The organism is Parabacteroides sp. APC149_11_2_Y6 (assembly GCF_054506995.1).
Map to the genome: position 1 here is coordinate 551,654 of NZ_CP173709.1, position 12,776 is coordinate 564,429.

At 43.7% G+C, this 12,776-nt stretch carries 11 protein-coding genes; 5 read left to right on the top strand and 6 right to left on the bottom strand.

Annotated features, from left to right (window positions below; genetic code table 11):
- Positions 1–102 precede the first annotated feature (102 nt).
- The gene (locus tag ACGE0T_RS02280) at positions 103–462 is read left to right on the top strand and encodes a hypothetical protein (RefSeq protein ID WP_459188936.1); all 360 of its coding nucleotides are present in this window, start codon (positions 103–105) and stop codon (positions 460–462) included.
- 1 nt (position 463) lies between these two features.
- Here the strand turns inward: ACGE0T_RS02280 and ACGE0T_RS02285 are convergent, their stop codons facing one another.
- The 3 genes from ACGE0T_RS02285 to ACGE0T_RS02295 all read right to left on the bottom strand — a co-directional run bounded on the left by ACGE0T_RS02285 (position 464) and on the right by ACGE0T_RS02295 (position 3,192).
- Entirely contained in the window at positions 464–1,987 is a 1,524-nt protein-coding gene (locus tag ACGE0T_RS02285) for an OmpA family protein (protein ID WP_459188937.1), read from the bottom strand.
- Between the two features lie 215 nt (positions 1,988–2,202).
- A complete protein-coding gene (locus ACGE0T_RS02290) occupies positions 2,203–2,652 on the bottom strand; it encodes a hypothetical protein (RefSeq protein WP_459188938.1) in 450 nt (149 codons plus the stop codon).
- 183 nt (positions 2,653–2,835) lie between these two features.
- The gene (locus ACGE0T_RS02295) at positions 2,836–3,192 is read right to left on the bottom strand and encodes a hypothetical protein (RefSeq protein ID WP_459188939.1); all 357 of its coding nucleotides are present in this window, start codon (positions 3,190–3,192) and stop codon (positions 2,836–2,838) included.
- 15 nt (positions 3,193–3,207) lie between these two features.
- Between ACGE0T_RS02295 and ACGE0T_RS02300 the strand changes: the two genes are divergently transcribed.
- Entirely contained in the window at positions 3,208–3,267 is a 60-nt protein-coding gene (locus tag ACGE0T_RS02300; protein ID WP_459190402.1) for a hypothetical protein, read from the top strand.
- Positions 3,268–3,283: 16 nt separating this feature from the next.
- On the opposite strand, the gene ACGE0T_RS02305 is transcribed toward ACGE0T_RS02300, so the two are convergent.
- A complete protein-coding gene (locus tag ACGE0T_RS02305; RefSeq protein WP_459188940.1) occupies positions 3,284–4,504 on the bottom strand; it encodes an S-adenosylmethionine:tRNA ribosyltransferase-isomerase in 1,221 nt (406 codons plus the stop codon).
- A 178-nt stretch (positions 4,505–4,682) separates the two neighbouring features.
- Between ACGE0T_RS02305 and ACGE0T_RS02310 the strand changes: the two genes are divergently transcribed.
- From ACGE0T_RS02310 to ACGE0T_RS02320, 3 genes are read left to right on the top strand one after another with little or no spacing between them, the layout of a single operon-like run.
- Positions 4,683–5,747, top strand: a complete 1,065-nt coding sequence (locus ACGE0T_RS02310) for a DUF2027 domain-containing protein (protein WP_459188941.1) — start codon at positions 4,683–4,685, stop codon at positions 5,745–5,747.
- 3 nt (positions 5,748–5,750) lie between these two features.
- Positions 5,751–6,221: a CYTH domain-containing protein gene (locus ACGE0T_RS02315; RefSeq protein ID WP_459188942.1), complete on the top strand. Its 471-nt coding sequence runs from the start codon at positions 5,751–5,753 to the stop codon at positions 6,219–6,221.
- 27 nt (positions 6,222–6,248) lie between these two features.
- On the top strand, positions 6,249–8,411 hold the full coding sequence (locus ACGE0T_RS02320) for a S46 family peptidase (protein WP_459188943.1): 2,163 nt from the start codon (positions 6,249–6,251) through the stop codon (positions 8,409–8,411).
- 437 nt (positions 8,412–8,848) lie between these two features.
- Here ACGE0T_RS02320 and ACGE0T_RS02325 read toward each other — a convergent pair whose 3' ends face one another.
- Positions 8,849–11,530, bottom strand: coding sequence for a calcium-translocating P-type ATPase, PMCA-type (locus ACGE0T_RS02325; protein ID WP_459188944.1), 2,682 nt, complete (start codon positions 11,528–11,530; stop codon positions 8,849–8,851).
- A 122-nt stretch (positions 11,531–11,652) separates the two neighbouring features.
- A complete protein-coding gene (locus ACGE0T_RS02330; protein ID WP_459188945.1) occupies positions 11,653–12,762 on the bottom strand; it encodes a carbohydrate-binding family 9-like protein in 1,110 nt (369 codons plus the stop codon).
- Positions 12,763–12,776 lie beyond the last annotated feature (14 nt).

Genomic DNA, 12,776 nt, shown 5'->3' on the forward strand with positions numbered 1-12,776 from the left:
GGTGTTTGGCGATACCTCAGTTCCTAATAATAGATTACAGTTCCCACGCTTTCTAATAAATAAGCACCGATCTAAGGGGAATAGAGAGGTAAGGGTTTGATTATGAATTTGGTAAAAAACGAACGTATCGCCATTTGCTGTATATTGCTGGATGTTATGCGCGATGTAAAAGAGGTTATTTCTTTAACCGACAGTCGGCACTATCCCGCTTTACAGGATAAAACAGGTTTAACAGATGAAGATTTTAAGGAAGCATGTTCCTGTTCCGTGTTATCCGCATTAGTTGTTTTAAAAAGTATGCATTACAATAAGAAAATGCTACTGGCACTTACCGTTTGTGATATCTATTCAGAGTGCGAAGCCGTAACATTGAATCACCGGGTAGCTTTTGAAGTATTGATGAATGCAATAGAATGGCCCATTTCATTCTCTGAAATATTAACGATAAGCCGTTCGGAATAGCTTATAAAGGACCGCTACCATTTTTGATTACTGTAATTTCCGTACGGCGGTTTATTTGATTCACTAATTCTTGTTCTTTGTATGTTAATTGTTTTACAAACGTATTAGTCAACGTATCGCCCTCTTTTAAAAAATTAAACTTATTGGCCGTTTTACTATTGATAATTACCGGTTTATTTTTTCCATATCCTTTTGTTTTAAGCCGTTTGGGGCTGATTCCTGCTTTAGCCAGGTAATTTGCAACCGATAGTGCGCGATGTTGTGATAATTGTTCGTTGTATTGTTTTGTTCCTTTTCCATCCGTATGTGCCCCGATTTCAATCTTTATATCAGGATTGTCATTTAATAATCTGAGTATTTCATCCAGGGCTTTCTTTGAATCCGGACGGAAGACAGTCTGGTTAAAATCATAAAAGATATTTTCTATCACAATGGGAGCATCGACCGGCGACAGATAAAAATCGACCATATAGGTTTCGCTTTGTTCTTCCGGTTCTGTTTTTAAAGCGAAACTCTGGTTCAGGAAACCTGAGGCACTTGCCATCATCACATATTTCGTGTTATGTACTAACCGGGTTCGGAAATAACCTGCTTTTTCTGTTTTTATTTTCTTATTCGACCCATCTTCCCCTACGATACGGATTGTTGCACTGTCTATCGGGATTTCATTGATATCCTTAACGATGCCTTCTATATATATGTTGATTGGGGATAATTTAAAAGAGTACGTATCTGTTTGTCCCCGTTTATTGTTTCGGTTGGAGTTGAAAAAGCCTGCTTCTTCATCTTTTTCGATAAACAGTAGATTGAAATCGTCCCCGGAAGAGTTCATGGGAAACTTTAAGTTTTCGATTAGCCATTCTCCGGATGGAGTAGGAGTTGCTTTGAAAATATCCAGTCCACCCAATCCCGGATGGCCGCTGGATGAAAAGTAAAGAGTTCCGTCTCTGCATATATATGGCTCTGTTTCATCACCTTCCGTATTGATAGTGGGGCCGAGATTTTCGATTGTTCCAATATGATTTCCTGTGATATGTACCCGGAATAAATCTTTTCCTCCATATCCTTTCAGTGTATCGGTAGAAAAGTACATGTATTTTTCATCAGAGAGGGATGTGGCATATCCCGTTTGGGGAATAGAATCGGTTTTACTAATCTTATTGACAATATGGCGGGTTGGATGTTGTAACCAGTCCGGGGCCTTTTTGCTGCCGGTGATACCGTTTTTTGCCGGTTGGCTACAGGTATCGGATAGGAGATAACGGTCGTAATAGTTAATGGCATCTTTATATTGGCCATTCTTCTGGTACATTTGTGCCAGATATAAAAGGAGGCAACTATCGGATGTATTATATCTGAGCGCTTGTCGGTAAGCATGAATGGCTTGTTGTGTTCTGTTTGCCAGCCGGTAGCAATCACCCAATTTATAGGCAATAGAACTTCGGAAAGTTCGTTTATGGGGAGAGGCTTTGGCATATATCTTTTTGAAAAGGAGGGAGGCTTCATAATATTCACCTGATTTCATTTTCCTTTCGGCCTTATTCAACCGGTAGGATTGGCATGCCGAAAGGGAAAAAAGTATACATCCGATAAAAATAGAAAATCGTTTCATGGAGAATTTCGTTGCTGTTTTCTATTAAGAACGGATTGTTGCCTCTTTTATTATGAAAGAGTAAAAAATAAATACGAATAAGTGATGTATAGAAATGAAAATATCCGAGAGTCTTGAGGGGCGACGTATTAATTTTCTATCATTTTCAATAGATAGTTATCACTGCCTCGCCTTTCTTTTTGGGCTGAATAAAAATCTATTTTTTGAGGAGTCTGCGGTGTGATAATATTGGAAATGAAAATTGTAAAAGAACCGGCAATCTCTTTGGCACGTGTCTCTTCCTGCTGAGGACAAATTATGATTGTATTATTTTTATTATAGATAGATCCATTTTCCAATACTTTCATGACTTCAGCATAGCTTTTAATGGAGGCTTCCTTTGGTATGATAATCGCATATTTAAAAGATGATTTCCAGATTTCATCCAAATTGGGGTCTGAAATTAGCATTTCTCCATTGTCGCATTTACTTACTTGACTGATGACAGTCTTGTTCTGTGCTATAATATTAACAGTTAACAAACATGATATTACAATGAGCATTAATACCATAATAGATAATAGATTCTTCTTTTTCATAATTGTGATAATTAAAAAATGATGTAATTTATAATTTTCAATCAGATAAACATGGTATGTATAAATAACAGGGAATAGTTTATAATGTCCTTGATTTATTGTTAATATTCTTTTAAAGGGTTCTATTTTGTGGTTTATTATCTTAAATTAATGAATTATTCCAGTGAAGGATTTCCTGGTTTATTACCCTATATTCCCATTCATCATATCATTCCAGTCCTGTGCGGCTTTGATAATGTATTGATAGTTGCAGAACATCCATATAATAATCCAATAGATTACCATTATGGCTATGGAGAGCAGTTGCCTGCTTTTTTTATTATCGATGTGTTTTTTTACTATATAAAGTAGTATGGTCTCAATACCCCATAATATAAGAATCAATATCCAACATCTAAAAGAAGCAAAAGCTTCATAAAAACCAATGTCGAAATCCGGCATGAAAGAAGAATAATAAGCATCTATGTAAAATCCTCCTATAATAGAAATTACAGCCAATAGAACTGTCTCATATTTTTTATAGAGTGTTGTTTTAACCATTTTGAATTTAAAGGTATTCATCCATGGATAAATGGAAATGATAGAACGGCACAGTTATTAATGGATCATCTGTAGTTCTTTATTATCTCTTTTATAAAAGTAGCGAACTATCCCCATAGCTAAGGAAACGGAAATCATGCGATAAGGCATAGTCGTAAATACGTTTCCAGTTACCGTCTACAAAGGCGGAAATCAGAAGCAGTAAAGTGCTTTTGGGCTGGTGGAAGTTGGTTACGATACCCCGTACAATCTTGAACGTATAGCCCGGAGCTATAATTATCTGGGTGGCTGTTATTAATGTCTCTGTGTGGTGGCGGTCCAGATAGTCCAGAATGTTCTGTAATGCCTCTTCCGGAGTCAGCCGGTTATTCTTTTCTTCATATGGCATCCATTGTTTGACAACCAGATCATCGGCTGTCGCATCCGGATTATCAGCTAATGTGACACCCATATAATAAAGGCTTTCCAGTGTGCGGACCGAGGTGGTGCCTACGGCAATGATTTTTCCGATATTCTCTTTTACCCGTTGGATGGAACTGCGGCGTACGGAAATAAATTCCGTGTGCATCTCGTGCCCCTCTATCGTATCGCTTTTAACAGGCTTGAAAGTCCCGGCACCAACATGCAAGGTTACTTCTTCCCGGCCGAAACCTTTTGCATCGAGGTCTGCCAGTACTTCCGGGGTAAAGTGAAGTCCTGCTGTCGGTGCGGCAACAGACCCTTTTATCTTGGAATAAACCGTTTGATAGGTTTGCAGGTCGCTTTTTTCAGTCTCCCGGTGAAGATAAGGAGGAATGGGTAAAATACCTGCCGCATCCAGAATATCGGCAAAAGTATAAGTCGGATGGTTCCAACTAAATTCAATCAGATGGCTGTCTCCACAGGTTTTCTTTTTCTCGGCAGTCAGAACAACCGTTTCCCCATTGATGGCAATCTCCCTGCTCAGTACACCCTCTTTCCATTTCTTCAGGTTTCCGACCAGGCAAGTCCAGCTACAACGTTCCGTCTGTTGGAAGACAAGTGCATAGTCGTGAGGTTCTACCGGTTCGAGGCAGAATACCTCTATCTGTGCGCCGGTCTGCTTTTTAAAGAGCAAGCGAGCCTGAATTACCCGTGTGTTGTTGAACACCATCAGGGAGCCTTCCGGCAGGTAATCGGTTATATTCTTGAAAATGCTTTCACTGACCGTTCCGTTGCGGTAAAGAAGCAGTTTGGATTCATCCCGTTTGGGCAGAGGAAATTTGGCGATCCGTTCGTCGGGCAACGGATAATCAAACTCTTCGATGCGTATTTGTTGAGTAGCTGTAACCATGATCATTCGATAATATATATAGGGCAGTTTTGCCAGTCCGGCTGCAAAAGTACGAATTTATTCCTGTCGGTCGCCGTAAGGGTTGGGCGAATCTGTAAACTTTTCATAAAGACGGACCTCTTTTGGACAGGAATTTCTTTTTCTCTATTTTTGTACGTTAATTAAAAGCCAAAGAATTATGAGTAATATCAAAATAGGAGATAAGATACGTTTCCTCAATACTACCGGCGGCGGCATTGTTCGCAGTTTTAAGGGAAAAGACCAGGTGCTGGTTGAAGATGAAGACGGTTTTGAAGTACCGGCATTGCTTCGCGAATGTGTGGTTGTGGAAGAAGGCGGCATGCAGGTACGTAGTTCGAACAAACCGAAACCGGAGGTCGTTACGCAGTCTGTAGCGCAACCGAAGAAACCGGAACCGGTAGAGGAAAAAGTAGAAGAGACTGTTGAAGGCGAGCGCCTGAACGTCTATCTGGCTTATCTCCCCCTCGACCTGTCGAAAGTCGTACAGGATAGTGGTTATGAGGCTTATTTCGTAAACGACAGCAATTATTACCTGATGTTCAATTATATGAGCCGGCAGAATAATAGTTGGATAATCCGTTATAGCGGTGTCATAGAGCCGAATACCAAAATATTCATGGAAGAATTTGAAAAGGAAACCCTGAATGAACTGGAACGGATATGTATCCAGCTTATTGCCTATAAGAAAGATAAACCGTTCATGTTGAAGAATGCCGTTTCCGTAGAATTGCGTATCGATACGGTCAAATTCTATAAGCAGCATTGTTTTATGGAGAACGATTACTTTGAAGAAGACGCCTTACTGTATCCTATCGTCCGTCAGGATGTCCCGGAAAAAGAACTGTTGGTCTCCGCTACCGAATTACAGGAAGCCATGTATCAGAAAGCCCGGGAAGAACGTCGTGCCCCGCAAAGTATTGTAAAGAAAAAAGCGGATAGCCCGATTCTGGAAGTAGACCTCCATATCAATCAGCTACTGGATAATACAAACGGATTGAGCAATGCCGATATGCTGACCTACCAGTTGGATAAGTTCCATGAAATACTCGCTAAATATGCCGGAAACAAAGGGCAGAAAATTGTTTTTATCCACGGTAAAGGAGATGGCGTGCTCCGGAAAACGATAGAAAAGGAATTGAAAACCCGCTATAAGCAGCATTACTATCAGGATGCTTCTTTCAGGGAATATGGCTTTGGTGCAACCATGGTTACTATAAAGTAGAAGATGGCAACGGAAATAGAACGGAAATTTCTGGTCCGTGGCGATTTCAGCCGGGAAGTATCCAGTGCACAGCGTATTGTGCAGGGATACATCTGTTCCCAACCGGGACGGACTGTCCGTATCCGTATCCGCGGAGAGGAAGGTTTCCTGACGATTAAAGGTCCCTCCGACGATAAAGGCTTGAGTCGTTATGAGTTCGAACAGGAAATACCACTTGCCGATGCAGAAAAGTTATTGGCGCTTTGCGAACCCGGAGCCATCGATAAAGTCCGTCATTTAGTCCCCCACAAGGGACACCTGTGGGAAGTGGATGTATTTCACGGGGCAAACGAAGGGCTGGTTCTGGCAGAAATCGAATTGACCTCGGAAGATGAGGCATTCGACAAGCCGGAATGGTTGGGCGAAGAAGTGAGTGGCGACCGCCGGTATTACAACTCGATGCTAACCAAGCATCCGTACAGTGAATGGAAATGATTTGAAAACAAAATAATGATAAACACCATGAAGAAAAAACTTATGATAACCCTCGCTGCAGCTATTCTCGGATTACCGGCTGTAGCAGATGAGGGAATGTGGCTGTTGCCCTTGTTAAAGCAGCAGAAACTGCCTGAGATGCAGGCTTTAGGATTGAAATTGCAGGATTATGATATTTATAGTCCCGATTCGGCGTCCCTGAAAGATGCTGTAGTTATATTCGGCGGCGGCTGTACGGGCGAAATCGTTTCTCCGGACGGGCTGCTCCTAACCAACCACCATTGCGGCTACAGCCAGATACAACAGCATAGCTCGTTGGAACACGACTACCTGACAGATGGCTTCTGGGCGAAATCCCGTGCTGAGGAACTGCCTAATCCGGGGCTTACCGTTACATTTATCGACAAGATAGAAGACGTGACGGATTATGTAAAGAAAGAACTGGAAAAGGATACTGACCCGAACAGCATGAAGTTCCTTTCCCCTAAATACCTGAACGGTCTTGCCAAAGAGAAAGTCGGCGAGAAATTCCTGCAGGATAATCCCGGAACGGAAGTGGAAATCAAAGCCTTCTACGGCGGTAATGTGTACTACATGTTTACAAAGAAAATCTATTCGGATATCCGTTTGGTAGGTGCTCCTCCTTCATCTATCGGTAAATTTGGTGCCGATACGGACAACTGGATGTGGCCGCGCCATACGGGTGACTTCTCCGTTTTCCGTGTATATGCCGATGTCAATGGCAACCCGGCTGAATATTCAGACAAGAATGTACCGTTGCGTCCGAAACGCTGGTTCAAAATCTCTATCAATGGCGTTCAGGAAGACGATTATGCCATGATGATGGGGTTTCCCGGACGGACAAACAAATATTATACTTCCTGGGAAGTAGCCGAACGCCGCGATATAGACAATGCCGTGCGCATCAATATCCGCGATTTGCGTCAGAAGGTGATGCTGGAAGAAATGCTGAAAGACCCGTCGGTACGTATCCAATATTCAAGTAAGTATGCCGGTTCGACCAACGCATATAAAAATGCAATCGGTAGCAACTGGGCCATCAACAAGCGTAATTTCGAACAAGTAAAGAAAGAGGAACAGGACAGATTGATTGCTTGGTCTAAAAAAGTTTGCGAGCCGAATTATCAGGAAGCTTTGCTGACATTGGAGCAAATTGTTTCAGACCGCAAAGACCTCCGTTTCCGCAGCTGGATGCTGGATGAAGCGATTCTGCGAGGAATCGAATTTAGCAGAGTACCGATTGATGTACAGTCTGTTCTCGATGCTTTGAAAGGTAAAGACAAAAGTGAGAAAGAGAAACAGGTTCGCCTGTTGGATATGGCATATCACCGTTTTGCCAATAAGGATTATTCTCCGGAGGTAGACAAGAAGATTGCCAAAGTAATGCTGAAAGAGTACCGCCGTTTGATTACGCCTAAAAAGCAACCTGCTTATTTTGCCCTGATAGATAAGAAGTTCAAAGGGGATGTAGACCGCTTTGTGGATTACCTGTTCGACAAATCTATCTATGGCAGCGAAGATAACTTCAATAAGTTTAAAGCGCATCCTTCTGTTAAGGCATTGGAAAACGACCCGATGATACAGTTTGCGAAATCTGTGCAGGATGAAAAGAATGCTTTGGATGCTTCGCTGAAAGGTTTTGATGCCGGATATGCCATTGCACACCGTACTTATGTAAAGGGATTGCTTGCCATGTATGGTGATAAGGCTAATTTCCCGGATGCGAACTTCTCTTTGCGTCTGACTTATGGACAGGTAAAAGGCTATAGTCCGCGCGATTGCGATTACTACGGTTGCCAGACTACTTTGGATGGTGTCATGGAAAAAGAGGATTCCACCAACTGGGAATTTGTGGTTCCTGCACGTTTGAAAGAGCTTTATACCGCGAAAGATTTTGGCCGTTATAGCACGCCTAATGGCAAGATGCCGGTAGCTTTCTGTGCAACGACCCATTCTACGGGCGGAAACTCCGGTAGCCCGGTAATGAACGGCAATGGAGAACTGATAGGTATCAACTTCGACCGTAACTGGGAAGGAGTAGGTGGCGATATTCAATACCTGCCGGATTACCAGCGTAGTATCATTGTAGATATTCGTTACGTTCTCTTCTTAATAGATAAGTATGCCGGAGCAGGCTATTTATTGGAGGAAATGGATTTGGTGAAATAAACAAACGGCTGATAAATATGAAGAACGGGAGCATGGACTAAAAAGACACATGCTCCCGTTTTGTTTATAGAAAAATGTAAGATGGAATTTCTTATTCTTGGAGACACCTAACCGAGAACCCAAACCCCCTGCGGTCCGAATACATGTAATCCGTTTTTATGCTGTCGGATAAGTTTATTGTTCTCTTCATACCCCAAGATAGTTTCAATTATTAGGGAATTCCATATCTTTTAATGATAATAAGTTACCGCCATTCTCAATTAAAGTCTTTAAGTTTTTGTGGAATTCATTCTTTGTTAAGATTTTGGTTTTAAACTCAAAGACCTCCCCGGGTGCGCTGTTCTAACGGGAAGCGTGGGAGGTCATATTCAAACGTAAATGTACATCTTTTTTCTTGGCAGGCAAATCCTACAATAGAAAATATCAGTTTGCGTTGTTTATTTCTTCATTCTGCTGATTAACCGTCCTAATTCGCCAATCCACAAAACCAGCGATGTGGAACCGATTATGATGCCCCAATCTTTTAAGGAAAGAGGAATTACGCTGAACATCGGACCACCGAATGTAACAATCAGGTATTGTCCGATTACGATAATCAGTGCCACGAACAGGAAGCTCTTGCTTTCTTTCAGGTTGGCAAAGGCTGAACGTCCTTCCATAAATGCTTTTGCGTTGAACATATTCCAGAACTGCAACATGACAAAGAAACTGAAGAACCAGGATAAATCATGCGGAGTCAAACCGCTTTGTGCATGGAAATAGAACAGTAGTCCCATTAAGACTGCTACAAAAGCAAATCCTACTCCGAATATATTGTATGCCATCGGACGTGTGATGATAAAGTCTCCGTCCTTACCGCTCCGGCGGGGTCTGTCTTTCATAACCCGTTCGTTTGGAGGAAGCGAGGCAAGTGCCCCGGCGGCAAACGTATCCATAATCAGGTTCACCCAAAGCATTTGCGTGATGGTAAGCGGCGACTCGGTACCCAACAATGAACCCATCAATACAATCAGACATGCCGCCACATTGATGGTAAGCTGGAAGAGCAGGAACTTCTGGATATTACGATACAAGGAACGTCCCCACATAACCGCACGGGTAATGCTGCTGAATGAGTTATCGATAATCGTAATGTCACTTGCTTCTTTTGCAACAGAGGTACCGTCGCCCATAGAAAGACCTACCTGGGCCGCTTTTAATGCCGGAGCGTCGTTTGTTCCGTCGCCGGTAACAGCCACAACCGCTTCTTTCTGTTGAAGAAGCTGAACAAGGCGTTGCTTATCTGTAGGACGTGCGCGGCACATGATTTTCAAATCCAGGACACGGTCCAACGCCTCTTCGTCTGTCAAGGCTTCAAAACCGGGACCTGTGATGATATTACGGTCTGTATCTTCTGCTTTCCAGATACCGATTTGGCGTCCGATTTCCTTGGCAGTACCCGGTGTATCGCCGGTAACGATTTTTACGTCTATGCCTGCATTCAGACAGCTTTGTACGGCTGCCGGTACATCTGCACGGACCGGGTCTGAGATAGCAACAACACCCAGATAAGTCAGGTCGGTATTGTGCAGGCGCCCATTTATAAAGAATGCCGTGTCTTCTCCTTCTTCTACAATCTGGTAGGCAAAGCCCAGTGTACGCATCGCCTGGTTCTGATAGTTCAGCAGTTGCTGTTCTATGGTGGCTTTGCAAGCATCTACCGGTTTGTATGTATTGTCTGTGGCAACACGCTGGCTGTTGGCAAGTACGATTTCCGGCGCGCCTTTCACATACAGCACTTTTTTACCCAGCAGAGGAGATTGTACGAGTGTCGCCATATATTTGCGTTCTGTCGAGAAGGTCAACTGGTCCAGAACCGGAGCGTTTTCCCTTAAATCCAGATAGTTCTGGTGTTGGCTGTTTAGCCAGAGAAGCAGGGCGGCTTCGGTCGGGTTGCCTAAGGTCTTGACCTTCTCTTCCGAGAAGTCGAGATATGCTGTGGAGTTGACGGAGATACCTTCTTTTATCAGATTACTTAATTCGTCGTCGCCCAACTGCTGGTCTTTCAGGTTATAGAAGTTTGTTTCGTGTACCTGCATCTGGTTTTGTGTCAGAGTTCCGGTTTTATCCGTACAGATAACCGTTGTAGCCCCCATAGTTTCGCAGGCGTGCATTTTGCGCACCAGATTGTTGGTTTTCAGCATACGGTTCATGCTTAGGGCAAGACTCAGCGTCACACTCATAGGCAAGCCTTCCGGCACGGAAACCACAATCAGGGTAACGGCAACCATAAAGATATTCAGGATATGGGAAATCAAATCCATAACCGGCATGCCGGATGAAGTGAGCAGGAGTTTTGCCAACAGGGCGATGAATGTTACTGCTGCGATGGTATATCCGGCTCTGCTGATTATTTTTGCCAGTCCTGCCAACTGGATTTGCAGCGGGGTATCGATATTGTTATCAATTTGGGAGCCTTCATACACTTTACCGTATCCGGTGGCGTCGCCCACTTTTTCCACTTCCATGATACCGTGTCCGTCTACAACGGTTGTACCGCGCATTACGACGTTTGACGGGTAGGTTGCTTCGTTATCAAAATCAGCCTCATTTGTCGTTTTGCTGATGATGGGTTCGCCTGTCAGCGTGGATTCGTTGATTTGCAGGGAAATGGCTTCGAGTAAATGTCCGTCGGCGGGAACTTCTTCGCCGGTTTCCAGCACCACGATGTCGCCAACGACCACCTCTTTTTTGGGAACCTGGCAAATGTTGCCTTCCCGTATCACTTTGACCATTACGTCGTCGTTGACCGTGTTCAATACATCGAAGGCTTTGTTGGCTTTCATTTCAAAGAAGAAGCCCACACAGGAAGCCAGCATGATGGCAAAGAAGATACCGATAGGTTCGAGGAATGCGGTAAAGCCTTTAGCTTCCGGTCCCCAGCAATGCACGCCGGCAATTATCATGGACAGTAACCATGCAACTAATAAGATGCGAATGATAGGGTCGTCGAATTTTTCGAGGAACTGGCTCCATAAAGAGGCCTTCTTGGGAGGGGTGAGTACGTTTTCACCATACAAACGCCTGTTTTCATCCACTTGTTGTTTGGTTAGTCCCTGATACTGATGTTTTTTATCCATAAATTTATTAATCTGTTACTAAAGAATTACGGGCACAAATTACGTAAAGTCGCCCGACATATACAAATGCCGGGCGTGAATTTCTAAGGATTGGCTGCGAATGACCGGTTCTTACGGGCGAATTACTTCCATACCCATCCGTCTTGCCGGATGTGCCAGAGTGTTCCGTCGGGTGCAGGCATACTGATTTCGTACATGGACGGAGTTGTGTGCAAGCGGATTTGTTTAGCCTGTTCGGGCGTACAAATTTCCTCCGGCTTTAATTCGTTTACCGTAGTGGCATACTGTCCGAATGTTGCAGCATACAGATTCTGGCGGTAATACAGGTTGCGCAGCAGCCATTTCACTTCTTCGGCTGGGTTTGTAACGAAAGGTGTTTCGCCGGTTCCTGCCACTTTATCGGAGAATTGTACGTATCCCCAATATTCCGGCATATGGATGTTGATAACTCCGGTAGGCGCCCATACCCAGTTGTATTCGCGTATTTTATCCTCTCCCTTGATGGGAACTTTAACGTATTGCCCATTCTGTATTTCGGTAGTCCATTGTACACGGGAGAAGTTGACGCGCATCTGTTCTCCGGCTTCCGGTTTCCCTTTCCCGCGCATTACTTCGTAGATGGCAGTCCACGGCATGAACACTTCCACACTCCATGATTGGTCGATGTCGTTCGGATTGTTGAGCGTTCCGTTTATATGGACAGCCGATTGCATTCCGGCAAGTTCCAGATTGTTCAGTACTTGCGGATTATCCCGGTACGGTCTGCTCAGGAAAAGGTCCCAATCCGTACCTTTCGCATTGATTTCGTATTCCAGATAGTTGTGCGTGTCGTTGGTCGGATTCAGGAAGATTTCAAAGTCATTATCATAATAGATAACGGTATCGTGCTGCATCAGGGTAGCCCATACATGCGGCTCTTCCAGAAGGGCGGCAAAGTACATTCCTTTTTCATCGTATGCCATTTTAGCCCTTGTGTTCAGGTAGGGCTTCGGACGCTTGTCGCCTTCAATGTCCACGAAGTCGGAAGTCCAGGGGATAGCGTCCCATTCTCCGGGCGACAGTATGCCGTCCACTTTAATCTGTCCCGGTGCTTTGTAGCAGACATACGTCGGAGGATTAAAGGGGAACTGTTCCGGATAACTGATTGCCTGCTCTTTCGATGCCTGCTTGTTTCCACATGAAAGCAACGTAAGTGTTGCCAGCGATAAAGATAGTAAGATACTTTTGCTCATTTGTATTGCTCGAT

Coding starts and splice junctions, on each gene's coding strand:
- ACGE0T_RS02280 (WP_459188936.1), top strand. CDS start 103: ATGAATTTGGTAAAAAACGAACGTATCGCCATTTGCTGTATATTGCTG.
- ACGE0T_RS02285 (WP_459188937.1), bottom strand. CDS start 1,987: ATGAAATCAGGTGAATATTATGAAGCCTCCCTCCTTTTCAAAAAGATA.
- ACGE0T_RS02290 (WP_459188938.1), bottom strand. CDS start 2,652: ATGAAAAAGAAGAATCTATTATCTATTATGGTATTAATGCTCATTGTA.
- ACGE0T_RS02295 (WP_459188939.1), bottom strand. CDS start 3,192: ATGGTTAAAACAACACTCTATAAAAAATATGAGACAGTTCTATTGGCT.
- ACGE0T_RS02305 (WP_459188940.1), bottom strand. CDS start 4,504: ATGGTTACAGCTACTCAACAAATACGCATCGAAGAGTTTGATTATCCG.
- ACGE0T_RS02310 (WP_459188941.1), top strand. CDS start 4,683: ATGAGTAATATCAAAATAGGAGATAAGATACGTTTCCTCAATACTACC.
- ACGE0T_RS02315 (WP_459188942.1), top strand. CDS start 5,751: ATGGCAACGGAAATAGAACGGAAATTTCTGGTCCGTGGCGATTTCAGC.
- ACGE0T_RS02320 (WP_459188943.1), top strand. CDS start 6,249: ATGAAGAAAAAACTTATGATAACCCTCGCTGCAGCTATTCTCGGATTA.
- ACGE0T_RS02325 (WP_459188944.1), bottom strand. CDS start 11,530: ATGGATAAAAAACATCAGTATCAGGGACTAACCAAACAACAAGTGGAT.
- ACGE0T_RS02330 (WP_459188945.1), bottom strand. CDS start 12,762: ATGAGCAAAAGTATCTTACTATCTTTATCGCTGGCAACACTTACGTTG.